At 74.2% G+C, this 23,507-nt stretch carries 16 protein-coding genes; 8 read left to right on the forward strand and 8 right to left on the reverse strand.

Translation table 11 applies throughout. The annotated features are described in order from the left end of the window. Position 1: 1 nt before the first annotated feature. The gene (locus tag ACZ4VT_RS14260; RefSeq protein WP_467949420.1) at positions 2–355 is read left to right on the forward strand and encodes a PRC-barrel domain-containing protein; all 354 of its coding nucleotides are present in this window, start codon (positions 2–4) and stop codon (positions 353–355) included. 275 nt (positions 356–630) lie between these two features. On the opposite strand, the gene ACZ4VT_RS14265 is transcribed toward ACZ4VT_RS14260, so the two are convergent. Further along, positions 631–846, reverse strand: a complete 216-nt coding sequence (locus ACZ4VT_RS14265; RefSeq protein ID WP_467949422.1) for a DUF6243 family protein — start codon at positions 844–846, stop codon at positions 631–633. A 455-nt stretch (positions 847–1,301) separates the two neighbouring features. After that, entirely contained in the window at positions 1,302–3,899 is a 2,598-nt protein-coding gene (gene lanKC, locus ACZ4VT_RS14270; protein ID WP_467949424.1) for a class III lanthionine synthetase LanKC, read from the reverse strand. 238 nt (positions 3,900–4,137) lie between these two features. Here lanKC and ACZ4VT_RS14275 point away from each other — a divergent pair, with 238 nt between their 5' ends. The 4 genes from ACZ4VT_RS14275 to ACZ4VT_RS14290 all read left to right on the forward strand — a co-directional run bounded on the left by ACZ4VT_RS14275 (position 4,138) and on the right by ACZ4VT_RS14290 (position 12,680). After that, entirely contained in the window at positions 4,138–7,221 is a 3,084-nt protein-coding gene (locus ACZ4VT_RS14275) for a type 2 lanthipeptide synthetase LanM family protein (protein ID WP_467949426.1), read from the forward strand. A gap of 181 nt (positions 7,222–7,402) precedes the next feature. Then, complete coding sequence (locus tag ACZ4VT_RS14280; protein ID WP_362806652.1) at positions 7,403–7,609, forward strand: hypothetical protein; 207 nt, start codon at positions 7,403–7,405, stop codon at positions 7,607–7,609. Between the two features lie 120 nt (positions 7,610–7,729). Next, positions 7,730–10,693: a helix-turn-helix transcriptional regulator gene (locus ACZ4VT_RS14285; RefSeq protein ID WP_467949428.1), complete on the forward strand. Its 2,964-nt coding sequence runs from the start codon at positions 7,730–7,732 to the stop codon at positions 10,691–10,693. 178 nt (positions 10,694–10,871) lie between these two features. After that, positions 10,872–12,680 (forward strand): AfsR/SARP family transcriptional regulator, encoded by a 1,809-nt coding sequence (locus ACZ4VT_RS14290; RefSeq protein ID WP_467949430.1) that lies wholly within the window; start codon positions 10,872–10,874, stop codon positions 12,678–12,680. Between the two features lie 87 nt (positions 12,681–12,767). Here the strand turns inward: ACZ4VT_RS14290 and ACZ4VT_RS14295 are convergent, their stop codons facing one another. The 6 genes from ACZ4VT_RS14295 to ACZ4VT_RS14320 are packed head-to-tail and all read right to left on the reverse strand — an operon-like array spanning position 12,768 to position 20,921. After that, complete coding sequence (locus ACZ4VT_RS14295; protein ID WP_467949432.1) at positions 12,768–14,906, reverse strand: prolyl oligopeptidase family serine peptidase; 2,139 nt, start codon at positions 14,904–14,906, stop codon at positions 12,768–12,770. Positions 14,907–14,932: 26 nt separating this feature from the next. Further along, complete coding sequence (locus ACZ4VT_RS14300) at positions 14,933–16,546, reverse strand: MFS transporter (RefSeq protein WP_467949433.1); 1,614 nt, start codon at positions 16,544–16,546, stop codon at positions 14,933–14,935. Next, positions 16,543–17,472 carry a DUF6895 family protein gene (locus tag ACZ4VT_RS14305; protein ID WP_467949434.1) on the reverse strand — a complete coding sequence of 310 codons (930 nt, stop codon included), beginning with the start codon at positions 17,470–17,472 and terminating at the stop codon, positions 16,543–16,545. Before ACZ4VT_RS14305 ends, ACZ4VT_RS14300 begins: the two co-directional genes overlap by 4 nt. A gap of 2 nt (positions 17,473–17,474) precedes the next feature. Next, positions 17,475–18,713, reverse strand: coding sequence for a radical SAM protein (locus tag ACZ4VT_RS14310; protein ID WP_467949436.1), 1,239 nt, complete (start codon positions 18,711–18,713; stop codon positions 17,475–17,477). Then, complete coding sequence (locus tag ACZ4VT_RS14315) at positions 18,710–19,678, reverse strand: DUF6895 family protein (protein WP_467949438.1); 969 nt, start codon at positions 19,676–19,678, stop codon at positions 18,710–18,712. The genes ACZ4VT_RS14310 and ACZ4VT_RS14315 overlap by 4 nt, the downstream gene beginning before the upstream one ends. Continuing rightward, a complete protein-coding gene (locus tag ACZ4VT_RS14320; RefSeq protein ID WP_467949439.1) occupies positions 19,650–20,921 on the reverse strand; it encodes a glycosyltransferase in 1,272 nt (423 codons plus the stop codon). The genes ACZ4VT_RS14315 and ACZ4VT_RS14320 overlap by 29 nt, the downstream gene beginning before the upstream one ends. Before the next feature lie 573 nt (positions 20,922–21,494). On the opposite strand from ACZ4VT_RS14320, the gene ACZ4VT_RS14325 reads away from it, so the two are divergent. Genes ACZ4VT_RS14325 through ACZ4VT_RS14335 form a run of 3 tightly spaced genes read left to right on the forward strand, consistent with a single transcriptional unit; the run spans position 21,495 to position 23,478 of the window. Then, a complete protein-coding gene (locus tag ACZ4VT_RS14325; protein WP_467949441.1) occupies positions 21,495–22,580 on the forward strand; it encodes a radical SAM protein in 1,086 nt (361 codons plus the stop codon). Continuing rightward, on the forward strand, positions 22,577–23,239 hold the full coding sequence (locus tag ACZ4VT_RS14330; RefSeq protein ID WP_467949443.1) for an iron-containing redox enzyme family protein: 663 nt from the start codon (positions 22,577–22,579) through the stop codon (positions 23,237–23,239). Before ACZ4VT_RS14325 ends, ACZ4VT_RS14330 begins: the two co-directional genes overlap by 4 nt. Positions 23,240–23,250: 11 nt before the next feature. Then, positions 23,251–23,478 carry an aroma-sacti cluster domain-containing protein gene (locus ACZ4VT_RS14335; protein ID WP_467949482.1) on the forward strand — a complete coding sequence of 76 codons (228 nt, stop codon included), beginning with the start codon at positions 23,251–23,253 and terminating at the stop codon, positions 23,476–23,478. Positions 23,479–23,507 lie beyond the last annotated feature (29 nt).

The following is a 23,507-nucleotide window of genomic DNA, read 5'->3' on the forward strand; positions in this document are numbered from 1 at the left end:
TGTGACCGAGTTCGACATCTGGGTCTATCGTCCGGACACGGGGTACCAGGCCGGTACTGACATCGTCGGTTACAAGGTCGAGGCCACGGACGGCAGCATCGGCAAGATCAGCAAGCACTCCGAGAAAGTCGGTGCCTCCTACCTGGTCGTGGACACCGGGGCGTGGATCTTCGGCAAGGACGTGCTGCTGCCCGCCGGAACGATCAGACTGATCGACACGGCGGAGGAAAAGGTCTACGTCGACCGGACCAAGGACCAGATCAAGGACGCTCCCGAGTTCGACGCGGCCAAGTACGGCGGCGAGCCGTCCTACCTCGAGCAGTTCGCCAAGTACTACGGCCAGCCGCACATGTAGCGGGTACCGGCCACCGCCTGACCGTTGCGTCTGGGACGCAGAGGGCGCGTGCGGTGTTCGAGTCGGTACGGCAGCAGGGGGGGGGGAGGGGGGGGGGGGGGGGGGGTTGGTCCCTTCGGTGTCTGGCTTTTTCCTTGGTTCGTGTTTCCCTCTCTTTTTCGTTGGGGATACGGAGTGCTTTCTTCGTTGTCCCCGCCGCCCACCCCCCCCCCCCCCCCCCCCCCCCCCCCCCCCCCCCCCTGCCCCGTGCGGTGCCGGCCTGCGGCGGCGGTGCGTCAGCTCTGTGCGGTGTCGTCGCCCGCTCGCGCGGCGCCTTCGGTTGCGCCGGCCTTCTCGCGCATCTTGCGCACCAGCTCCGCCTTCTGGTCGGCCGCGCCCCGGCGGTCGAGGTTGCGGTGCGGGCCGTTGTTCTGCCGTTCGGCGCGGGACAGCCTCTTGCGCTGGCCTCCGCCCTGGCCCACGGGGTTGTTGATGTTCTTGCTCACGGTCACGGGTTCTCCCGGTAAAGATGTGAAGTGATCTACGGATTCATCGGTGGGGGACGGGCAGCGACGTCGAAGGACGTCAGCAGGGGCCCATCACGCCCTCACTCGTAAATCGGCCTCTGGAAGAACATGACAAAGACGTTACCCGCTTCCCCCGGCCCCGGAGACCACCCCTTGACGCACCGGGCCGGGACCGGTGGCTTCGCCACAGGTCCCGGCCCTCCGGGGTACCGGCTCGTTACATCGGATCGGGGAAGATGTCCATCATGCTCCAGGCGACGCTGAAGCAGGGCGGGAAGGAGTAGGTCTCCGGCTCGGTGTCCAGGGCCTGGAGCGCGAGGATCTGGCTCATGGATGCTCTCCGCTTTCTTCTCGGGGTCGTGTCGGTCGGTCACGCAGACCTCGGCACGGAGCTGCTCGCCGCCGTGCCCAGGTGTTCATGGGGCGCCCTCCCGGCGCCGTCAGCGGGCTGCCGGGATCCGGGGACGCGCGTGCCGGGGCTCCGCCAGGAGCGGGCCGGCCAGTAGGCGGTGCAGGGCCAGCAGGACACCGGCCCCGCCGCTGGACAGGTCGGCGGTGAACCGCTGAGAACCCGCTCCGAGGAAGCGGACACCGCGCCGGTACGGGACGGCGTACTTCAGCAGGCCGGTCGCGGCGCGCACGGCGTCCCCGCGGGCGGCGTCCGTGCCGGTGAGCTCGGCGTGCTCGGTCAGGAACCAGGTCAGTCCGGCCAGCCCCCGGTACAGGCCCGCCTCCTTCGTGGCGCAGGAGACCCGGACGCCGGCGACCAGCCTCGGCAGCGCCGCGGCGCAGCGCTCGTCCGGGGAGGTGGCCACGTAGCGGGTGAGCACCGACGCGACCCCGGCCGCGCCCGTGGCCAGGTACGGCATGGCACGGGTGAGCCGCGCGTTGTCGGAGACGGACAGGGAGCCGTCGTCCAGCGGAAAGGTCCGCTCCAGTTCCTGGTGGAGCAGCAGGCGGCCCGCCTCCAGCCAGCGGGCCTCGCCGGTGTCGCGGGCCAGGCGGTGGAGGAAGAGGGCGAGCCCCGAGCGGCCGTGCAGCAGGCCGCGGGCGTCGTGCTCGCCGAGGGCGGCCGGCAGGTCGGGGGTGCGCAGCAGTCCCTCCGCTGCCGCGGCGGCCCGCTCCAGGTGGCTGTTCTCCCCGGTCAGCCGGTGCAGGGCGAGCCAGCCCAGGCCGACCCCGGCCCGCCCGCCGGCCAGCGTGCCGCAGGTGGCGGTGAGCGGGTGGTCGTCGGCGTCCCGGAGCAGGTCGACGGCCTCGTCCAGCAGGCCGAGGCCGGCCAGGACCCGGGCGATGCCGGCCGAGCCGACGAGCAGTCCGGGCGGCAGCGCGTCGCGCAGCGCCAGCGTGTCGCGGCGCAGCCGTTCGCGGATCTCCTCCGGCACCGCGGCCCCGGCGTGGTGCAGGGCGTGCACCACCCCGGCCGTGCCGTAGGCCAGGCACACGTTGTTGGTGTGGAACGCCTCGGGCGAGGGCGGGAAGGCCCACTCCGGCCGGTCGGCGTCAGCCATCTCCAGCAGGCCCGAGGCGACCTCCCCGGCCAGCCGGGTGAGGCAGCCGCGCGGATCGCTGTCCAGTTCGGCGGGGGAGGGCGGGCGGTCGGGACCGTCCTGGTCCCGGGCCCGGTCCTCCGTCAGGTGGAAGGCGGTCGCCCGCTGCCACAGGTCCCGCGGCGGAGCCACGTCCGCCAGGTCGCGGCGCAGCAGCGCGAGGTTGGCGGGCGCGTGTTCGGCGATCTCGTGGAACGGTGCCAGGAAGGCGAACGCGACCGCCGACATGCCGTACCGGTCCTGCAGCAGCGGATCGGCGTCGGCCCGGAGCAGGCCGGGCGGCGGAGTGAACCCCGGGGTGCCCATCGCGGAAGGTGCCCCGGACAGCGCCGAGGCCGCCTCGAAGTCCACCAGCCGGACCCCGCCCGACGGCGTGACCAGGACATTGCCCAGGCTGAGGTCACCGAACCGGTAGCCGGCGGCGTGCAGCCGCTCCAGCGAGGCGTCCAGCGCGGCCAGCAGGTTCCGGCACGCCTCGTAGTACGCGGAGACGGATCCGGCCGTGCGGTCGGCGCGGGCCAGCGGGGAGGACCGGCTCAGCCAGCCCACCAGCGGCTGCCCCGCGACGTACTCGGTGACGAGGAAGTCGTGCTCCCACTCGGTGAAGTGGTCCAGCGGCTCCGGGCCCACCCCGGGCGCGGCGGCGTGCAGCTCGCGCAGCACGCCGTATTCGTGCCGCAGCCGCTGCTGCGCGTCGGTCCCGTCGAAGACCAGGCCGTTGTGGGCGCGGGCCTCCTTGAGGAAGACGGTGCGGCCGGTCCGCCGGTCCCGGGCCTGGTAGGCGCCGCCGGCGTTGCTCAGGCGCACCGCGCGGGTCACCTCGTAGTCGCGGATCAGGATCGGGCCCGCGTGCGGCTGCTCCTCCTGCTCGGCGAACGGGTCCGTGATCCCCGCGGGCAGGTGGAAGGCGGGCAGCCGCGGGTCCGGGACCTCGCGGCCGGAGCCGTCGCGGACCAGCCCCTCCCGGGTGCCGTCGGCCCGCAGCCGGCTGAGGGCACCGAAGGAGCCGTAGCGGTAGTGGACCGTCCGCGAGTCGCGAAAGCGCCGGTCGGTGAGGACGTACGGCCCCTCCTCCCCGTCGAGCGCGTCGCGCAGGCGTTCCAGCAGCCGGCGGGCGGTCGCCGTGTCCGGCGGGTACACGGCGCAGAACTTGCCCGACTGGGCCCGTCCGGCGTGCTTGTGGTGGAGGAACAGGAAGAAGAGCCGGGCGCTCAGGTGTTTGAACGGCACGCCTTCGGAGAAGCAGATCGCGGCGACCGTGTCGAGCACGTGCTGCGCCCGGTCCAGCCGCGCCGACACGTGGATCTTCCAGCCCTCTTCGGCGAGGGCGGTCCGCTGACCGCCCCAGACCGTCCAGATGCCCTGGGCGACGCCGCGCACGCCCGGCGGCACCTCGCCGGGAGCGAAGCGCGGCCCGGGGTCGGCCACGCTGGGCAGCGGCAGGTAGTACTCCCGGTCCGCGAGCGCTTCGCCGAAGCCTTCGAGCACGGGATCTCCTTGCGGGGTGGTGGTGGGCGGTCGCATCGGTCGTGCCAGACGCTAGGGCGGGGAGGTATGGATTCGGTTCGGCGGCGGCATGCGACCGGTATCCCACCGATGTGGGCGCTTGGCCGGGATCCCGGGCCGGGTGGGGAAAACATGGGGGACTCTCCCCCATGCGGGACGGGCACCCCCCGTACCAGGATCGTGCGTGGCACGGAGCGGTGGGTCGGGGCGGGGAGCGGCGATGGTGGCGGGGCAGGGGCAGGGGCAGGTGCGGGCCGGGGATTCGCTGTCGGCGGTCGAGCGGTGGTGGGGAGCCGGGCTCGTCGGCGGTGGCGGGGGTGAAGGGCGGCCGGACTGGGCCGCGTTCGCCGAAGAGGCGTCGGCTGAGGCGCCGCAGGAGGCCGTGGCGCCCGAGGGGCACCATCCGGGGCTGAGCGGTTTCGAGTGGGTGCTGCGGCCGTTCACCGTCTGCGCGGGGGAGCGGCTGGAGCGGGGCCTGTCGGGGCGGGCGCGGGGCCTCGTGGACATGACCGCCGTGCGGGAGGATCTGGAGAGGCACCTCAGCGGCAGGCTGGCACGGGCAGCGGCGCGGACGCTGGTGCTGGAGCTGTACGAGGCGCGGAGCGCCGGGCAGCTCGACGGGGACGACACGCGGGCCCGGTTCCGGGACTTCCTGGGGCGTACCGCGTCCCGGCGCGGACTGGCGGCCCTGCTGGCCGGCCGGCCGGTGCTGGCGAGGATCCTGGGGCGGGCCGCCCTCGACGCGGCGGACGCCGTCGCGGAGGCGCTGGAGCGGCTGGCGGACGACCACGCCCGTCTGACCTCCGGTCTGCTGGAGGAGTCCGGCGGGGATCCGGGGCTGCTCGTGGGCGTCGAGCCGGGCGCCGGCGACGGGCACCGGGGCGGACGGAGCGTGATGCTGCTGCGCTTCGCCGACGGGACCCGGCTGGTGTACAAGCCACGGCCCCTCTCCGCGCACCACCACTTCAACGACCTCGTTGCCTGGTTCAACGGACTGCCCGGCTCCGTGGACCTTCGTACGCTGCGGCTGCTCGACCGGGGCGACTACGGGTGGGTGGAGTTCGTCGCAGGCGGGCCCTGCGCCTCGGTCGCGGAGATCGAGACGTTCTACCGCCGCCAGGGCGCGCTGCTGGCGCTGCTGCACCTGATCGACGGGACCGACCTGCACCACGAGAACCTGATCGCCGCCGGCGCCCACCCGGTGCTCGTCGACGTGGAGACCCTGTTCCACCCGCCGCTGCCGGGCACCGACACGGAGGACCCCGCCGCCCGCGCGCTCCATGACTCCGTGTACCGAGTCGGGTTGCTGCCCCAGCTGCTGGTGGGCGACCACAGTGCCCTGGACGTGTCCGCGGTCGGCGGCGGCCGCGAAGCGGTGTCGCCCGTCGTCCGGGCGGACTGGGCCGACGCCGGCACCGACCGGATGCGCCTGGTCCGCAGGGCCGGGAAGTTCGGCGAGTCCGCCAACCGGCCACGTCTCGCGGATGGCGGGTCCATCGAGCCGGCGGCCCACATCGAGGCACTGTGCGCCGGATTCCGCGCCGGGTACACGGCGATCGGCGCGGCCAGAGGGGAACTGTTGCACGAGACGGCCCTGTTGAAGGCGTTCGCCGAGGACGAGGTGCGGGTGGTGGTACGTCCCACCTGGGTGTACAGCACCCTGCTCGACGAGTCGACGCACCCCGATCTGCTGAAGGACGCGGCCGAGCGGCAGCGGGTTCTGGAGACCCTGCGGACCGACGTGTTCGGGACGGTCCACGCGCCCGACCTGGTCGACGAGGAGATCGCCCAGCTCTGGGCGGGCGACGTACCGGTGTTCACCGCCCGTCCGGGCCGGGACCGCCTGTGGGGCGCGCCGGAGCGGCCCTTGGCCGGCCGAACGGACCTGTCCGGGATCGCCCGAGTCGCCGCGCGGCTCGCCGCCCTGGACACGGTCGACCGCCAGGACCAGGAGTGGATCGTGCGGGCCGCGATGGCGACGGCCTCCCGCGCGCCCGTGCACCGGCCCGTCGAGGACCGGCGCACCCGGACGGCGGAGCGCGCCCCGGAGCCGGAGCGGCTGCTGTCGGCAGCCCGGTCCGTCGGGGACCGGCTGGTCTCCCTCGCGTACCGCGAAGGACCGCGCAGCAACTGGATCGGCCTGGAGCTCCTCGACGACCGCTACTGGCGGATCGGGCCGATGCCGGCCGACCTGGCCGGCGGGTACACCGGGCCGGCCCTGTTCCTGGCCCAGCTGGCGGCGCTCACCGGTGCCGGACACTACGCGGAGGTGGCCCGTACGGCCCTGGCGCCCGTGCCCGGGCTGCTCGACGCGCTGCGCGCCCGGCCCGCGGACCTCCGCGCGGTGGGCTCGGGGGCCTTTTCCGGCCTCGGCGGCATCGCGTACGCGCTCGCCGAGACGGCACGGCTGCTGGACGATCCGGAGGTCGGCTCATGGGCGTTGGCCATGCTGCGGCTGGCGGGCGCGGCGGCTCTGTCCGAGGAGGAGCACGGGGTGGGCGCGGGCGTCGCGGGCGGGCTCGCCGCACTGCTGGCCGCCCACCGGGCCGGTGCCGGTGCCCGGGACGAGCGGCAGGCGACCTGGCGGGACGCGCGGGCCTGCGCGGACCGGTTGGCCGCGGTGGATCCCACGGCCGGCGGGCGGGGCTTCACGACGGGGGCCGCCGGGCTCGGCTGGGCCCTGCTGCGGTTCGCCGAGGCCGAGACCACCGAGGGGTGCGGGGGCGGGGCGGCGGCGGGGTTCGGGGGCGGGGCCGCCGACGGCAGTGAGCGGTACCGGCTCGCGGGCCTGTCCGCGCTGCGGGCGGCCGTGGGCGGGGAACCGGACGCGGGCCCGGGTCCGGGTCCGGGGGGCCACGGGGGTGCCTCCGTACGCTCACCGGCCGACGGGCCCGCCTACGTTGCCCGGGCCTCGGCCTGGTGCGGGGGCCGCGCCGGCATCGCGCTCGCGGTGCTGGACGCGCCGGGCGCCCTGGACGACCCGCACCTCGCGGCCTGGTCCCGCAGGACCGTCGAAGGGCTCGGCCGGGACAGGCCGGCCGCCGACGACAGTCTTTGCCACGGCGAGGCCGGATTGTGTGAACTCCTGGGCCACAGCGCCGTCCCGGAGGTCCGCCCGCACTGGATCCGTCGGGCCGGAGCGCTCCTCGCGTCCGTCGAGGAGACCGGTGCCCGCAGCGGCGCTCCGGACGGGGTTCCGCATCCCGGTCTGCTGACCGGGCTGGCGGGGATCGGGCACGGACTCCTCCGGGCGGGGTTCCCGGAGCGCGTGCCGTCGCTGCTCCTCCTGCAGACGCCCGGCTGAGGACTGATCCGGACGACGGGCCCGCCGCCCGCCGCCCGACCGCCCCCCGGCATCACGGACGCCGCCGTCCGCGGTGTTCTCCCACGGAGCATCCCGACCGATCGACGGGACACACCGCACCACCCCACACCACCCCACGCCTCATCACGACCACCACACCCGCGGATACGAAGGACGGACGATGACCATGCAGATCAACGACTCGGTGAGGTACGTCGACAGCAGCGTCGGCGCGGACACCGCGGCCCACGACCACCCGGTGGGCGAGGTGATGTTAGGGGCGAGCGGCATGCTGGGACTGCGCAGCCGACTGCTCAGGACGTCGGACTCCGACGCCGCCGCCTCCGTGGACGTGCCCTGGACCACCGGCTCCCTCACGCTGTTCTGAGGAGCGGACGCGTACGTCGCCCGGTGACATGGCCGGTATGACACCTTGACGGATCGAGCGGCGGCCGGGGGCCTCCCAGGCCCTCTGCCGCGCGCGAAAAAGATCAAGTAGCCTGCGCCCATGCGAGCGACGTCGTCGGTCATCGTGGGGCGGGACGCCGAGATCCGACTGCTGGACGAGGCCTTGGAGAGCGTCGGGAAGGGTGCCGGACGGGCGGTGTTCCTCGTCGGCGAGGCGGGGATCGGCAAGTCCCGGCTGGCCGGCGAGTCCGCCCTACGCGCGTACGACCGGGACATGCCGGTGCTGCGCGGCCGCGCCACGTCCACCGGGCTCGTCGTGCCCTTCCGGCCGCTGGTCGAGGCGCTGTCCTCGCGGTTCCGGGCGGCGGGCGCTCCGGACGACCCGGAACTCCAGCCCTACCGGCCCGCGTTGGCCGGCCTCGTGCCCGAGTGGCGGGCCGGCACGGTGGCGCCCGGATACGCGATCTCGCTGGTCGAACTGGCCGAGGCGCTCCTCAGGTTGCTGGCGGTGCTCGGCCGCGAGCGGGGCTGCGTGATCCTGCTGGAGGACCTGCACGACTCCGACACCGAGACGATCGCGGTCGTCGAATACGTCGTCGACAACGTGGCGGATCTACCGGTCCTCCTGGTCGGCACGCTCCGGCCCGACCCCGGCCCGGCGCTGGACCTCGCGCTCGCCGCCGAGCTGCGCAACACCGCCTCGTTGAGGGAGCTGCGGCCGCTGGACGAGGCCGCCGTACGGGACATGGCGGCCGCGTGTCTGGACGTCGGACCGGGTGAGGTGCCCCCGGCCGCGCATCGGCACCTCTGGCAGTGGGCGTGCGGGAACCCGTACCTGGTGGAGGTGCTTCTGGCCGATCTGCTGGACACGGGACGGCTGAGCAGGGCCGACGGCGGGTGGCAGCTCGCGGAGCACGGCGAGGCGACGGTACCGACGGGCGCGGTCCGCAGTTGGGCGCGCCGGCTGGACCGGCTCGACGAGCCGGTGCGTGACCTGCTGCTCGTCGCGGCGACGCTCGGCGGCCGGTTCTCCGTCGGCGCTCTCAGGGCGGTGACCGGACTCGACGACCGGGCGCTGTTCGCCCACCTCCGGTCGGCCTCCGAGGTGGGGATCATCGCCCCGGACGGGGCCGCCCACGACCACTACACGTTCCGTCACGTCCTGACGGCGGACGCGCTCAGGGCCTCGCTGCCGCCCGCCGAGCAGGCCGCGCTGGCCCGGCGCGCGGCCTCGGCCATCGAGGAGTCGGCCGGCGAACTCTCGGGGGATCAGCGCCAGTTGGTGGCAACCTTGCGGCTGGCGGCGGGCGACAAGGTGGCGGCGTCCCGGCAGTTCGCCCAGGTCGGCCGACAGATGTTGGACGCCGGTGCGTCGGGCTCGGCCGCCGTGCTGCTGGAGCGCGCCCGGGGGCTCGCGGCCGACGAGGAGCGGGACGAGGTCACGGTGCAGCTGGCGATCGCCCAGGCCGAGTCCGGGCGGCTCGACGAGGCGGCCGCGCTGCTCGACGATCTTCCGCCGGCACCCGCCGGATCGCGTGCCGCGGAGGAACGGGCGCAGGCACACACGCAGGTGGCGTGGGTCGCGACCATGGCCGAGCAGCAGGGGGAGGCGCGCCGCCGGATCCGGGCGGCCCGCGCCCTGCTCGGGGTCGCCCCGCGGCCGGAGCAGGAGGCGGCGCTCGCGGTGGTCGAGGGCCATCTCGCGCTGCTGCCGGAGCGGGACGGCCGGGGCGGGGGGCGCGGTCCGGTGGACCCGGGCGGCGAGGACGGCCGCGAGCGGCTGGAAGAGGAGGAACGTTCCGCCCGGTGGGCCGCGCTCACCGCGGAGCAACGCGGCCGGCCCGTGGTGGCCTGCCAGGCGTGGCAGCTGCTGGCCATGCTGTCCCGGGAGCGCGGGTTCGACGAGGCCGACGCCTGCCTGGAACGGATGCTGGCGGTCGCCGAGGAGCACCGGCTCGCGGTATACCGGGCCGAGGCACTCGTGCGGCTCGGCACCAACGCGTTCATGCGGACCGGTGAGGCGACCCGGCTGGAGACCGCCCGCACGGCGGCGCACGAACTCGGTTCGCTGGCCCTGCTCCAGTCCGTCGACGGGTTGCTCGCCATGCAGAGCGTGCTGGGTGGGCGATGGGACCGGGCCCGGGGGATCGTCGAGCGCTCGGTGGAGGCCAGCGCCCGCCTCCAGAACCTCTCGACGCACCGCTATCTGCTCCTCGTCGACGCCACGCTCGCCGCCCACCAGGGGCGGGCCCGCGAGCAGGAACGTGCCCTGGTCCGGTTCCGCCGGGCGGGCGGCGAGGAGTCCATGCTCGTGCCCCTGCAACGCGGACTGTGCCAGGCCGTGGGCGCGCTGATGGGGGAGGACCGGGAACGGGCGAAGGCCGAGCTCGACGCGGCGCTGGCCTGGGAGCGGGAGCACCCGAGCTTCTTCTACCTCAGCGGCCGGTACGGACTCGCCCCCCTGTTACGGATCCTCGACGGCGAGGAAGCCGGCCGGGAGGCGTACCGGGAGGCGCTGGCCTCGCCGGGCGGGCAGCTGGCCTGGAACCGGATGTTCCTCGGCATGGCGGACGCGGTGTTACGCGGCCGGGACGGCGACCCGGACGGTGCGCAGCGCGCCGTCGAGCAGGCCGGCCGTGCGGCGACGGTGTTCCCGCAGGCGTGGCATCTCGCCCTGCGGCTGACCGCCGAGGCGGCGCTCGCCGATTCCTGGGGTGAGCCGGTCGCCTGGCTGCGGACCGCTGAGGAGTACTTCCACGAGGCGGGCGTGCTGCCGGTGGCCGGGGCCTGCCGGGCCGCCCTGCGACAGGCGGGGGTCAGCGTCCCGCAGCGCCGGGGCGGCCGGGAGCGGATCCCCGCGAGCCTGCGCACCGCGGGCGTCACACCGCGCGAGTACGAGGTGTTCGTGCTGCTCGCGGAGCGCCCCGGCAACCAGCAGATCGCCCAGAGCCTGTGCATCTCGCCCCGAACGGTGGAGAAGCACATGGCGAGCCTGATGAGCAAGACCGGCTCCGCGGACCGCTCGGCACTGTGCGCCCTGTCGGCGGAGTGCGCGGACACGTAGCCGGCCCGGCCCGGCCCTGGGGATGGGGGGACTCTCCCGTCTCTATGGGGGCCCGGTCCCCCATGAGAGGGTCACGGGCGGCGTGACTGTGCGGGCCCGGCACCGATGTGTGACGGGTACGGGCCGCGGATCATGGAGTGGACCGACCAACTCCCGTCACCCCACGGAGGTTCGCTCGATGCCGCGTCCGTTCGCGCAGCCCGCAGCGCCACCCGGCACGCTCCGGTTCTCCGTCCTCGGCCCGCTCACGGTCCACCGGGACGACCGGGCGCTGCCCCTCGGCCCGTTGAAGCAGCGGGTCGTGCTGGCAACCCTGCTCGGCTCCGCCAACCATCCGGTCTCCGTCGACGCGTTGACCGACGCGGTCTGGCAGGAGGAACCCCCGCGCACCGCCCGCAAGAACCTCCAGGTGTACGTGAGTGCCTTGCGCGCCCTGCTCGCGGACGACGACCAGAACCGGCCGCGGCTCACCCACACGGGTGGCGGATACGTGCTGCGCGTGGCGGAGGACGAGCTCGACCTCCTGCGGTTCCGCTCCCTGGTGCGGGCCGCAGAGGGACAGGAGCAGGGGTCCCGCCCGGCCGCCCGACTCCTGCGTCAGGCCCTCGACTTGTGGCAGGGGCCGCCGCTGGGCGACGACCTGTGCCAGTCCCCCCGGCTGGCCGAGGAGGCCGAGCGGCTGGAGCTGCGCCATCTGACGGCCTACGAGAGCTGGGCGGAGGCCGAGCTGGAGCTGGGCGGCGCTCCGGCGGTGGTCGAGGGGCTGCGCGACCTGGTGGAACGGCACCCGCTCCGGGAGCGGCTCCGGTCCGCCTGGATGCGCGCGCTGAGCGCATCCGGCCGGCAGGCCGAGGCACTTGCGGCGTACGACGACTACCGGCAGCTCCTCGCCCGGGAACTGGGCCTGGAGCCGGGCGGCGCCATGGCGGCCCGCTACCGGATGATCCTCGCGGGTGACGCCCGTACCGGGGCGGGCGCGGCCGCGAGGCCGGCGGCCGTCCTGCCGCCCGACCTCGTCGACTTCACCGGACACGGTGAGGAACTGCGGCACCTCGTCGACCTCTTGGAGGACGACAGCGCCGGCCGCGTCGTCCTGCTGTCGGGCCCCGCCGGGGCCGGGAAGACCACGCTGGCGGTGCGGGCCGCCCATCTGCTCGGCGACCGGTTCGCCGACGGGCGGCTCTGCGTCTCCCTGCGGGACGCGGACGGCCGTACCCGCTCGCTGTCGACGGTGCTCGCGGAGCTCGGTGAACGGACCGGCCAGGTCGGGCTGTCCGGGCCCGAGGCGTGGCGGGAGTGGCTGGCGGAGCACCGGGTACTGGTGATCCTCGACGACGTGCCCGACGAACGCGCCGTACGACCGCTGCTCCCGTGCGGCGGGCGGGGCCGAGTGCTGCTCACCGCGCGCGGCCAGCTGGGCGGCCTGGCACCCGTGCACCGGGTCTCCGTCCCGCCGCTCGGCACCGCCGAGTCGGTGCAACTGCTCGCGAGGCTCGTCGGCCAGGGCCGGGTGCGGGCCGACCGGGAGGCCGCACTGCGCATCGTGGGCGCCTGCGGCGGATCGCCGCTGGCGGTCCGGGTGAGCGGGATGCGGCTCGCGGTGCTCCGCCACGTGCCGCTGCGGGAGTTCGCGGACCGGCTCGCCGACCCCGCAGGGGCGCTGGACGAACTGACCTCCGGGGACGTGTCCGTCCGGCGGTGGCTGGCCGACGGCTGGGAGGCGCTGCCGGAGGAGTGGGGCCGGGACGCGGGACGGCTCGCCGCGGGCACCGGGGAGGGTCCCTTCGGCCTGACGGAGGCGGCCGAGGCCCTCGGTTGCGACGAGCGGCACGCCGTACGGGTGGTGGAGGCGCTCATCGACGCCGGAATGGTGACTTCGCCCTGCGGCGAGGTCACCGCGCACGCGGCGCAGTACGAACTGCCGCACCTGATACGGATGTACGCGCGCGGCTCGGGGTTCGGGACCCCCGTGCCGACCTGCGGCTGAGCGGCGCCCCGGGCCGGTGCGGCCACGGACCACCGCTGTTCCCGGACCGGCCCCGGCCGCCCCCGTCGGGCGGCCGGAGCCGGCGTTTCAGGGGGTCGCCGGACCAGGACGTGCCGGGGCCGGGAGCCCCACCTGCTCCGCCAGGAAGGCGAGACACTCGGCCTGCAGGGCCACCGCGCGGGACGCGGACCGGTCGCCGTGCCCGACGCCGCGCTCCAGCCGCAGCAGCACCGGACCGGTGCCGGAAGAGGCGTACTGGAGCGCAGCGCACATCTTGCGGGCGTGTAGCGGATCGGTCCGGGTGTCCCCGTCCGCGGCGACCAGCAGCACCGCCGGGTAGGCGGTCCCGGGCGTCACCCGGTGATAGGGGGAGTAGCCGAACAGCGTCGGCAGCAGGGCGGGGTCCTGCGCGCTGCCGTACTCCGGCGTCCAGCTGGGCCCGAGGCCGGACCGTTCATAGCGGACCATGTCCAGGAGGGGGGCCATGCACACCACGGCGGCGTACTTCCCCGGTTGCTGGGTGAGGGCGGCGCCCACCAGCAGCCCGCCGTTGGAGCCGCCCATGATCGTGAGGCGGCCCGGCTCGGTCCAGCCCTCCGCGATCAGGCAGTCGCCGGCCGCGGCGAAGTCGTCGAAGGTGTTCTGCTTGTTCCTCCCGCTGCCCGCCAGATGCCAGGCCTCGCCCTCCTCGCCGCCGCCGCGCAGGCCCGCCCAGGCGAACACCCCGCCGGCCCTGACCCAGGCGAGGACCTGGGCGCGGTACCGGGGCGACATCGTCTTGCCGAAGCCGCCGTAGCCGGTGAGCAGGGCGGGGCGCGGCACGTCCGGGCGGCCGGTGGGGGAGATCACGAACATGCGCACCGTCGTGCCGTCCCGCGAGGGGAAGGCGACCTGGCGGGTGACCGCGCCGCCGACGCCCGGGACGTCCGGGGCGTCGCGCTCCCAGCGCGTCGCACGACAGGTCAGGGCGTCGAAGCGGAGCACCCGTGGCGGTGTGACGAAGTCGGTGTAGGCGAAGTAGGCCTCGTGACTGCCGGGCGGCCCGGCCGAGAAGTCGCCGACCGCGCCGGTGCCGGGCAGCGGGACCGTGGCGATCTGCCGGCCCTCGACCAGGTCGTGCACGGTCATCTCGGCCACCGTGTCGCGGGTCCAGGCGGCCAGGCCGAGCGGGTGCTTCAGCTCCGGACCGGACAGCACGACGAGGTGGGTCAGCACCGCGTCGGGCCGTTCGGGGATCACCTCGCGCCAGGCGCCGGGGCCCAGGCGCAGTTCGGCCGGCCGGCACGCGACGACGCGTCCGCGAGCGGCGTCGCGGTCGGTGCGCAGCCACACCAGGTCCCGCGGGCCGGTGCCGGGCACCGCGTACAGGCGGGTGGCGGCGTCCATGCCCTCCTGGACGGGCCGCAGTTCCGGGCGTTCGAGCGGCCCCGCCGACAGGTCGGCCAGGTGGAGATCGGTGCCGCGGCCGGTGCCGAGGGTGGCCGTGACGCCGAGCCAGCGGCCGTCCGCGGTGACGGAGACGCTGTAGAACCGGGTCTTGTCCCGCCCCTCACCGAAGACCAGCGCGTCCGTCTCGGGGTCCGTACCGACCCGGTGCAGCCACACCCGGCGGTGGTAGCGCCCCTCGCCGGGGTGCAGCCGAGGGTCGAGGTTTCTGACGTAGTAGTACGCCTCACCGCCGGGCAGCCAGCCGATCGACGACCTCCGCACCCGGTCCACCGGCCCGTCGACGACCTTCCCGGTGGCCACGTCGAGCACCCGGAGCAGCGAGTCCTCCGTGCCGTTGCGGGACATCTGGAAGGCCAGCAGATCGCCCTCCACGGAGGGCTCCCAGGTGTCGAGCACGGTGTGTCCGGACGGATCGAGGGCACTGGGGTCCAGCAGCACCCGTTCCGTCGTGTCCGTCCCTGCCTGCGCCACCATGAGGACCGGATGCTCCTGGCCGGCGTCCTGCCGCAGCCAGAAGACCCTGCCGCCGCGGACCTTGGGCGACCGGGCGCGGTCCACGGCGTCGATCGCCGCCACCTCCGCCTTCCAGTGCTCCAGGTCCGCCCAGGACGCCCGCTCCGCCTCGTAGAGCGCTTCCTGCTCCGCGCCCCAGCTCAGTGTCGCGGGTGACTCGGCGTCCTCCAGCCGGCGGTACGGGTCGGGGACGCGCAGACCGTGCAGTTCCTCGACGACGTCCTGCCGCTCCGCGTACGGATGGCGGCGGGGCTCCGGGGTCACTTGTCGCTCCCTCATCCGTCGGTGGGTCAGAGGTCGTTGGACCGGTTGATGACGCAGGCGGCGAGTTCCTCGTCGTCGTTGTGGGCGACGACCTCGATGTCCTCGCCCTCGTTCGGCTCCGGGTTCGTCGTCTCGGTCTCGGGCATGTGCGTCCTCCTTCGGGTGAGGCGTCCGCCGCGCGGTCCGTGCGCGAACGGACGGGTCTTCGGTCGGGACACGTGGTGCGACGCGGGCGGGCGGCCACCGGGTGGCACGGCGGTGTCGTCGCCGGAACTCCCGGCGGCCTTCCCGGTGGCCTTTCCGGTGGGCTTTCCGGCGGCCGTCTCGGTGCCTTCCGCGCCGGGCAGGGCGGCCAGCGCGAAGACGCCGGCCAAGAGGACGATCAGCCCCGCCGCGGCGATGATCATGTCGACGGGGCCGAACCGGAGCCCGCCGAGCGAGCCCCCGACGTCCCGCAGCACGGATCCTGCGAGCCAGCCGGACAGGGCCGCGGAGAGCATCGACGCCAGCCTCGTCACCGGGTAGAACACGGCCATCACCCGGCCCCGGTAGTCCGGGGGCGCCGCCGCGAGCAGCAGCGGTGACATCGCGGTGTTCAGCATGGTGAGCGGAACGGTGAACACGAAGAGCAGGGCGACACCGCCCAGGAAGCCGGTCTGCCGGGAGTAGGCGACCAGCAGCACACCGCTCACCAGCAGGCCGATCCAGGTGGTCCTTCGCGCCCCGAGCCACTGCACCACCCGGCCCCCGCTCAGTGCTCCCACGATGCCCCCCACACCCATGGCCATGCCGAGGTACCCGTAGAGGTGGGCGTCCGCGTGGAGGTTGTCGGTGGCGAAGAAGACGTTGAGGGTGCCCAGTGTCCCGACCCCGAACTGGCCTATGGCGGCGAGCAGGAGCAGCGCCACCAGGAACCTGCTGCCCGCGAAGAAGCGCAGTCCGTCCGTGAACTCCTGCCGCAGCATGCCCTTGTGCCGTTCGACGGGCTTCTGTGTGCGGCCCGGTCCGGCGGAGCCCGTGCCGGGCTCACGTACGCCGATGGAACGGATCGCGATGTACGACATCGCGTACGAGAGGCCGTTGAAGAGCAGGGCCCACTGCAGCCCGGCGGTGAACAGCAGTGGCGCGGCGAGGGGCGGCCCGATGATCCAGGCCGTCTCACCGGTGGCCTGCGCGATGCCGGCCGCCCGGGCGCGGTCGGCATCCCCGGTCACCAGGTCCGCGAGGACCGCGAAGCGCGCCGGGGAGAAGAACTGGCCGGCCGCGTGGAGCAGGAGCACGGTCGCGTAGATCAGGGCGAGCCAGACACCGCTCGGCAGGGCGCCGGCCGGCAGGAAGGTGACGGCCGTCAGCACGGCCACCAGAGCGCCGCGGAGCACCTCCGTGCGCAGCATCGTGGCGCGCTTGTCCCAGCGGTCGACGAACACGCCCGCGAGCGGACCGATGACCAGCACGGCGACGCTCGACGCCAGCACGATGCCGCTGACCGCCAACGGCGCCCACGACTCGTCCTTCGCCAGCACGGTGGCCACCCACAGCACCAGCGTCGTGCTGAAGACGGCGTCCCCGACGGACGAGACGGCCTGGCCGAACCAGAGCCGGGTGTAGTCGCGGTTGATCAGCGTCAGCCGCGGTGTCATGACGGCCTCGGCGACGAGACGATCAGTGCCATGAGGGCGGTGACCAGGGTCGTGTGGTACGCCTTCCGGAAGAACTCCCCGCCCGCGGCCTGCGAGTGCGCCGCGAGCGCCGCCGACCGCCCCGGGATCGCCCCGTCGGGCCGCTGGGCCCGCACCAGGCACTCCACGGCCGCGGCTCCCGAGGGCGTGTCCAGCGGCTCGCTCCCCAGGATGAACCGGGTGAGGACCAGCTCCGCGGCCAGGTCCCATTGGTCGTGCTCGACGCAGTGGCGCAGCAACCGGTCGACCAGGTCCAGGGCGTGCGCCAGGGCGCGCCCGCCCAGCCCGGGGGCGGTCCGGCCGAAGTCCCCGAGATAGAAGGCGGTGTGCGTCACGGCGTACGCCTGCGGTGGGGTGAGCGGCGCCCCGTCCTGCGACGTGGCGTCCCCCGGCTCGGCGGCGCGGAACGCGACGAGCGGGCTGTGCGGCAGGAGTTCGGCGTACGGCTCGACGGTGTGGCGGACACCGGCCTTGTCCGCGTAGTGGCGGATCTCGACGCGCTGGTACGGGGACTTCCCCCGCGGCGAGAGGAACTCGGGGTCGAGTCCTGCGAGCGTCGCCCGGACCTGGGTGTCGTCGATCGCGTCGGGGGCCAGTGCGGCGTAGATCAACCCGTAGGTGGACGCGTACTTCGGGACGTCGGTGAACAGCCGCGGCAGGTCCGGGTCCTGCCAGAGCTTGCGGACCAGGGCCCTCGCCTCGACCAGCGCCTCCGGAGGGTCGGCCAGGCGGGCCGCGCAGTGGCAGAGCAACGCCAGTTCCAGCGCGGCCTTCGCCTTTCCGTGGGTCGCCGACCGGGAGCTCGCCGAGAACGGGTCGAAGTGGTCCAGATTCCCGCCCAGCCAGTCGAGCGCGCCGGCGCAGAGCCGCTCCAGAGGTGACGACATGACTACAGGCGCCCCGTCTCTTGCAGGTAGTCGAGCAGGGCCGTGTCGACGGAGTCGCGGAACCGTGCGAGCGTGCGGGCGTCCTCGTCGAAGCGGTAGAGGTCCTGGCAGGCGATCCAGCGGTCGCGGGTCTGCGCGCCCGGCAGATAGCCGTCGGTGACCGTGCCGACCTCCCAGTCGGGTTTGCCCGCGGTCTCCCAGCAGCTGGCCAGGGTGCCGTCCGCGCTCACCACCGCGCCGTAGCGGCCGTCGGTGTGACCGCAGGTGACACAGGTCTTGCGGGCGCCGGGGCGGCCCACGGTGAAGCCGAGGTCGAGCGCCCGGCGCTGCCACCGGGTGAAGGCGGCCGACAGTTCGCCCGTGTGCAGCAGACTGTTGGCGTAGCCGACCCCCACGTCGCCGATCCGGGCGAAGTACAGCGTGCACCGGGCGGGGTCGAGCGCGGCGGAGAGCCGGTCGATCAGGGCGTCCACGCCGTGGAAGGTCTCCTGCGAGACGTTCACCCGCAGCGTCCACTGGAGCGGAGTGTCCGCGGAGGCCTTGGCGATGTTGCCGACGATCTTGTCGAAGGTGGCGCCGCCGTCCGCCCGGCCGATCCGGATCCGGTCGTGATCGGCGCGGTCGCCGTCGAAGGTGACCTGGACGGACGTCAGTCCCAGGCCGGCGAGCCGGCGGGCGAGGGACGGAGTGAGCAGCGTGGCGTTGGAGATCATCCAGGCCGAGGTCGGCGCGATCCCCGCGGCCCGCTCCAGCAGTTCCAGACAGCCGCGCGGGTTGAGCAGGGGCTCCCCGCCGAAGAGCAGGATCCTGAGCTTGTCCAGGCCGACCGCGGCCATCTGCCGCTCGGTGAAGCCGAGGATCTCGGTGATGGTCTCCGAGGTGAGACGGGTCTGGGCGATGCGGGGCGGCCGGCTGCCGCCCGCCTGGTCCTGGGCGGTGTTCTGGAAGCAGTACCCGCAGCCCAGGTTGCAGTGGGTGCTGGTGAGGACGGTCAGTGCGTAGGCGCTGATCCGGCCGGGGGTGAACATGCCGCTCTCGTGCAGCCGCTGCTCGGCTTCAGGGCGCAGGGCCCCGTTGGCCGTGACGTGCCGGTCGCGGAGACGGGCCACCCCGCCCGGGCCCAGGAACCACCAGTTCCGCTCGCCCTTCAGGAGACGGGCGCCGGAGGGGAGGGGCTCCGGCGGGGCGGCGGGGCCGAGGTTCACGGGCAGGCCGATATTCACCGCTTGGTCGATGCTCACAGGGTCTCCCGTATTGCCGTTGCCGTTGCCGCTGTCAGGGCAGGTTCGTCGGTCCGGCCGCCGGTGACGACAAGCGTCATCAGCGCCACGACGAGGGTCACTTTGTAGGACTTCCGGAAGTACTCCACGGGCGTGGCGTCCACCGAGGCCCGCTCGGTGGCGGAGCGTCCGGGGATCGCCCCGTCGGGGGCCTGGGCCGCGGCGAGCATCCGCAGGCCGGCCGCACCGGAGGGGGTGCGCAGCGGATCCGCGCCCAGGCAGTACTGGGCGAGCAGCAGCTTTGCCACGACGTCCCAGTCGCCGAGTCCCACGCAGTGGTCCGTCAGCCGTTCCACCACGCGCAGCGCCCGCTCCCGTTCCTGCTCGGGAAGGCGGGGATCGCGCAGGCCGAAGTCGCTGAGATAGAAGAGGGTGTGCGCGACCTGGCAGCCGTCCAGGTCGGCCACGGGCAGCGTGGCGGCGCGGGGGAGCAGACTCGCCTCGTACAGCTCCTCGTACGAGGCGAACCGGTGCGGGGCGCCCGCGAGATCGGAGTAGAACCTGGCTTCCAGATGCAGGAAGGGCGGCTTCCGGCCCGGCGTCAGGTAGCTGCCGGCCGCCAGCCGGGCCAGCACGGCACGGGGCGCGTCGGTGGCGGCCCCGGCCGGTGCCAGTGCCGCGTACATGAGCTCGAACTGCCGGGCGTGCCTGCCTGCGAGGGTGAGGAGCTGCGGGAAGTCGGAGCGCTGCCAGACCTGTTCGACGACCCCGGTCACCTCGGCCAGGGAGGGGTCCGCGGGCGCGCACTTCTCCCAGTAGCGGCGAAGCATCGCGAGTTGCAGGAGGGCCTTCGCGCGCGGGGTCACCGGCAGTTCGGCTTGTGCGGCCGTGGAGTTGAGGTAGGCCGCGTGCAGCCCCATCCACCGCCGCGCGCCCACCGACAGGCTGGTCACGGCCTCATCGGGGCCGACTGATCGCGTACTCATGGTTCTCCTTTGCGGAAACGGACGCCTCGGCCGAGGGGGCGGCGGGCGCCCCGCCCGGGTGGGCGGCGGTGGCCCCGGCCGAGGAAGCGGCGGATGCCCCGGCCACCCGCTCGACGATGTCGGCCGCGCGGGCCGCGCTGTCCATCGCGGCCAGCCTGCTGCCGAGCGCCTGGGCGCGAGCCCGCAGACCGTCGTCGCGCCACGCGGACTCCAGCAGCGCCGAAGCGCCCACGGAGGGGCTCTTCGGGAAGTGCGCGGCCACGCCGGCCCGCAGACAGGCGCCGGTGAGCAGCGGCTGCTCGGAGCCGTTGGGCGAAAGCGCGAGGGGCCGGCCGTGCAGGAGCGCGGCCAGCACGGGCGCGGAGGTGCCGCTGCTCAGCACGAGGCCGGCGCGGTCGACGAGCGGTGCCATCCATCGCTTGCGGACCAGCAGGATGTCGGCACCCGCGGCGGGCTGGGGGTCGGTCGAGCGGCCCCGCTCGACCACGGCCTGGAACCGGCCGCCGGTGAACGCCTCGTTGAGCCGCGGCCACAGGCTCTTGCCCTCGAAAGAGCGGCCGAGATGGACGTAGACGACGGGCTTGCCGTTCCGCGACAGGTGATCCCCGATCGCCTCGACCTCCGCCGGGTCGGGCGTCGGTTCCCAGGACAGCGGCCCCACGTGCCGGACCCGCTCGGGCAGTTGCGCACCCGGATACTCCAGCTCCGGATCCCCGCGCAGCAGCAACACGTCGCCCAGCAGCGGTTCGTCCCCCCACCGGGAGGCACGCCCCGCCAGACCGGCCTGCTCTCGGAGGCCGGTGTGGATCTGCAGGCAGTCCTGGGTCCGGCTCTGCCGGGTCCGGCCCAGGTGCGGCTCGTCGTCGCCGCCGGCCCGGTAGTCCCACAGGTGCACCGAGAGCCCGACCACCACCACCGGGATGTCCAGTGTCTCGGCGGCGACCAGGGCGCCGTTGCAGAGTACGGAGGTGACCAGGAGGTCGGCCCCCGTTTCCCGGGCCGCGCGTACGGTCGCCCGGTACTGCGCCGCGCCGGTCGGCCCCCACCACGTGGCGGAGAACGCCCGGTGGCCGCCGAATTCCTCCGCGGCCGCGAACGGCAGTCCGGCATCGGTCGCGACGGCCTCCGCGGTGGACCGGCCCAGCACACTGACGTCATGGCCCCGGCGCCGTAGTTCCCGGCCGGCCGCGATCGCCGGGTAGAGGTAGCCGCCGTCACTGAGCGGGCAGAGAAGGATCTTCATGATGTGCCGCTCCCTCGGTGGCGGTGGCGGTGGAGATGGCGGTGGCGGTGGAGATGGCGGTTCCGGTTCCGGTTTCGGTGCCAGGGTGTGGCCGCGGGCCCCCGGCTCAGGGCAGGATCTGCCGAGAGCCGGGGGGCCCGCGCGGTGCTCAGGCTCGACTACGAGCTCAGAGCTCGTGGGAGTGGTTGACGACGCAACCGGCCTCGGCCTCTTCGTCCTCGCCGTGGGCGATGACCTCGATGTCCTCGTTCTCGGTCTCCGGGTTCGTGTTCTCGGGCATGTTCTTCTCCTTCGTTGACGGCGTCGTCTCGCCGGCTGAGAAGAAAGTTATGGACGCCCGGTACGGGAACGCCTGGCCGCCGGTTCGGCGCCGGTATACGCCGAGCACACGGACGCGGTACGCCCCCGAAGAGCCGCCGCACGCCCCGCCGCGCCCCGGCGTCCGGCCGCCTCGACCTGCGGATCAACCGATCACCAGGCGTTCGTGAACCGGAAGTCTGCCGCGCGCCTGCACGATCGGAGCCATCATCCGCGCGCGGCACGAGCGCGCGGCGCGAGCACGCAGGAGGAGACATGGAGCTGGCGGAGCTCATCGGCCTGCGGCCGGTGCCCTGCGGTGGCCTGCTGGTGGCGCTCACCCGCCGCTGCCCCATGAGCTGCGCACACTGCTCCACCAGCTCCTCCATGGCGGTCTCCGAGCAGCCCGACCCGGAACACCTGCTGCGCTTCATCGGATCGTTCGGCGCGGAGGACCGCCCCGAGGTGGTCATGCTGACCGGCGGCGAACCGCTGCTGCTGCCGGAACTGGCCGCTCGCCTGGCCGGTCTCGCCCGCGCCGCGGGCTCCCGCGTGGCGCTGCTCAGCGGAATGTTCTTCGCCCGTGACGGACGCGTCCCGGACCGGATCATGCGAGCGATCACGGCCCTCGACCACTTCTCGGCGAGCCTGGACGTCCACCACGAGCGCGAGGTCCCCCGGGCGGAGGTGTTGCGCGCCCTCCGGGCCGTGCTCGACGCCGGGATCCCCGCCAGCATCCACCTCACCGGTACCGGCCCCGACGACCCGTATCTGGCGGACGTCGTCGCGGACGTCCGCCGCGTCTTCGCCGGCCGCGTGCCCATGCTCGTCAACGAGGTCCGGCCGCTCGGCCGCGCCGCGGGCCTCGTCCGGGCGACACCGGCCGGACCGGACGGCTCCCTGGCCACCCCGTGCACCCTCGCGGCCTGGCCGGTGGTCGCCTTCGACGGGACCGTCGCCGCCTGCTGCAACCAGTGGACCGTGGACCGCCGCCCCGTCCCCCGGCACCTCCGGCTCGGACACATCGCCGACGACGACTGGCCGGCCGTACGCGAACGCTCCCTCGGCTCCCCGGTGCTGCGGATGCTGCGCGCCGTCGGCCCCCAGCGGCTGCACGCCCGCTACGAGACCTCGCCCGCCCCGGCCGGCTACTGCCAGAGCTGTCACGCGCTCGCCGACCGCCCCGACGTCCTCGCGGGCGCGGACCGCGACGCCGGCGGCCGGGTCGGCGAACTCCTCGACCGGCTCAGCGCGGAGCAGCAGCTCGCCGCCGGACCCGCCGCCCTGGTCAGTCGCCTGGGCTGCGCCCGCTACGCGCACCTGGTCGAGTCGCTTCCCGCAGAGGAGAGGAGCCGCCGATGACCGCCACCGCATCCCTCGCGCTCAGGACGAAGCTCGCGCCCACCACCACCGTCCTGAGGGCCGCGACCGCGGTCCTCTGGCGACCGGACGGACTACGGCAGCGCTACCCCCGCTACCTGGCAGCCATGCATGCGCTCGTACGGGCCTCGGTGCCCTTGCTGGAGCGGGCCGCCGAGCGCTGCGCCGACCTGGACGGCCCGGCCGCGCGGACCCTCGCGGCGTACTACACCCGCCACGCCGAGGAAGAGCGCGACCACGACACCTGGCTGCTCGAAGACCTCGCCGCCGCCGGTGCCGGGCCGGCCGCCGTGCCGCCCCCCGTCGTCGTCGAACTCGCCGGGGCGCAGTACTACCGGATCGAGCACGAACACCCCGTCACGCTGCTCGGGTACATCGCGGTCCTGGAGGGCAACGCCCCCGGGCCCCGGCTCGCCGACCGCCTCACCGAGGCCACCGGGCTCCCTGACGGCGCGTTCCGCACCCTCAGGGAACACGCCGAGCTCGACGGCGGCCACCTCGACGACCTTCACCGGGTGCTCGACGAACTCGCGCCGCCCCCGGCCCAGCAGACCGCCGTCTCCGTCAGCGCGCTGCACACGGCGAACCTGCTCACCCGGCTCTTCCTCTCCCTCGCCGCCGACCCCGGAGGACACCCGTGACCGAGGACACCATGCCGTATGACGAGGCCTCGTCCGGTGATTTCCCGTCCGAGCCCACCCTGGAGGCGCTGACCGCCGCGGGGTTCGACCTCGACGCCCTCAGCGAGGAGCAGTACGAGGTCCTGCGCGCGCTGGCCCCGGAGGAACTGGCCCTGCTCGTCGACATCAGGGGGCGGCTCGACGCGGCGGCTCCCGAGGTGCAGGCCCACGCCGACGTGGCGGGCGGCGCCCTCTTCTGACCCAGGCCGCCCCGCCGTCCAGCGTCCAC

The sequence above is a fragment of the Streptomyces sp. NPDC029164 genome (genome assembly GCF_055563995.1).

Coding starts and splice junctions, on each gene's coding strand:
- ACZ4VT_RS14335 (WP_467949482.1), top strand. CDS start 23,251: ATGCCGTATGACGAGGCCTCGTCCGGTGATTTCCCGTCCGAGCCCACC.
- ACZ4VT_RS14325 (WP_467949441.1), top strand. CDS start 21,495: ATGGAGCTGGCGGAGCTCATCGGCCTGCGGCCGGTGCCCTGCGGTGGC.
- ACZ4VT_RS14330 (WP_467949443.1), top strand. CDS start 22,577: ATGACCGCCACCGCATCCCTCGCGCTCAGGACGAAGCTCGCGCCCACC.
- ACZ4VT_RS14300 (WP_467949433.1), bottom strand. CDS start 16,546: ATGACACCGCGGCTGACGCTGATCAACCGCGACTACACCCGGCTCTGG.
- ACZ4VT_RS14280 (WP_362806652.1), top strand. CDS start 7,403: ATGACCATGCAGATCAACGACTCGGTGAGGTACGTCGACAGCAGCGTC.
- ACZ4VT_RS14320 (WP_467949439.1), bottom strand. CDS start 20,921: ATGAAGATCCTTCTCTGCCCGCTCAGTGACGGCGGCTACCTCTACCCG.
- ACZ4VT_RS14290 (WP_467949430.1), top strand. CDS start 10,872: ATGCCGCGTCCGTTCGCGCAGCCCGCAGCGCCACCCGGCACGCTCCGG.
- ACZ4VT_RS14275 (WP_467949426.1), top strand. CDS start 4,138: ATGGTGGCGGGGCAGGGGCAGGGGCAGGTGCGGGCCGGGGATTCGCTG.
- ACZ4VT_RS14285 (WP_467949428.1), top strand. CDS start 7,730: ATGCGAGCGACGTCGTCGGTCATCGTGGGGCGGGACGCCGAGATCCGA.
- ACZ4VT_RS14315 (WP_467949438.1), bottom strand. CDS start 19,678: ATGAGTACGCGATCAGTCGGCCCCGATGAGGCCGTGACCAGCCTGTCG.
- ACZ4VT_RS14305 (WP_467949434.1), bottom strand. CDS start 17,472: ATGTCGTCACCTCTGGAGCGGCTCTGCGCCGGCGCGCTCGACTGGCTG.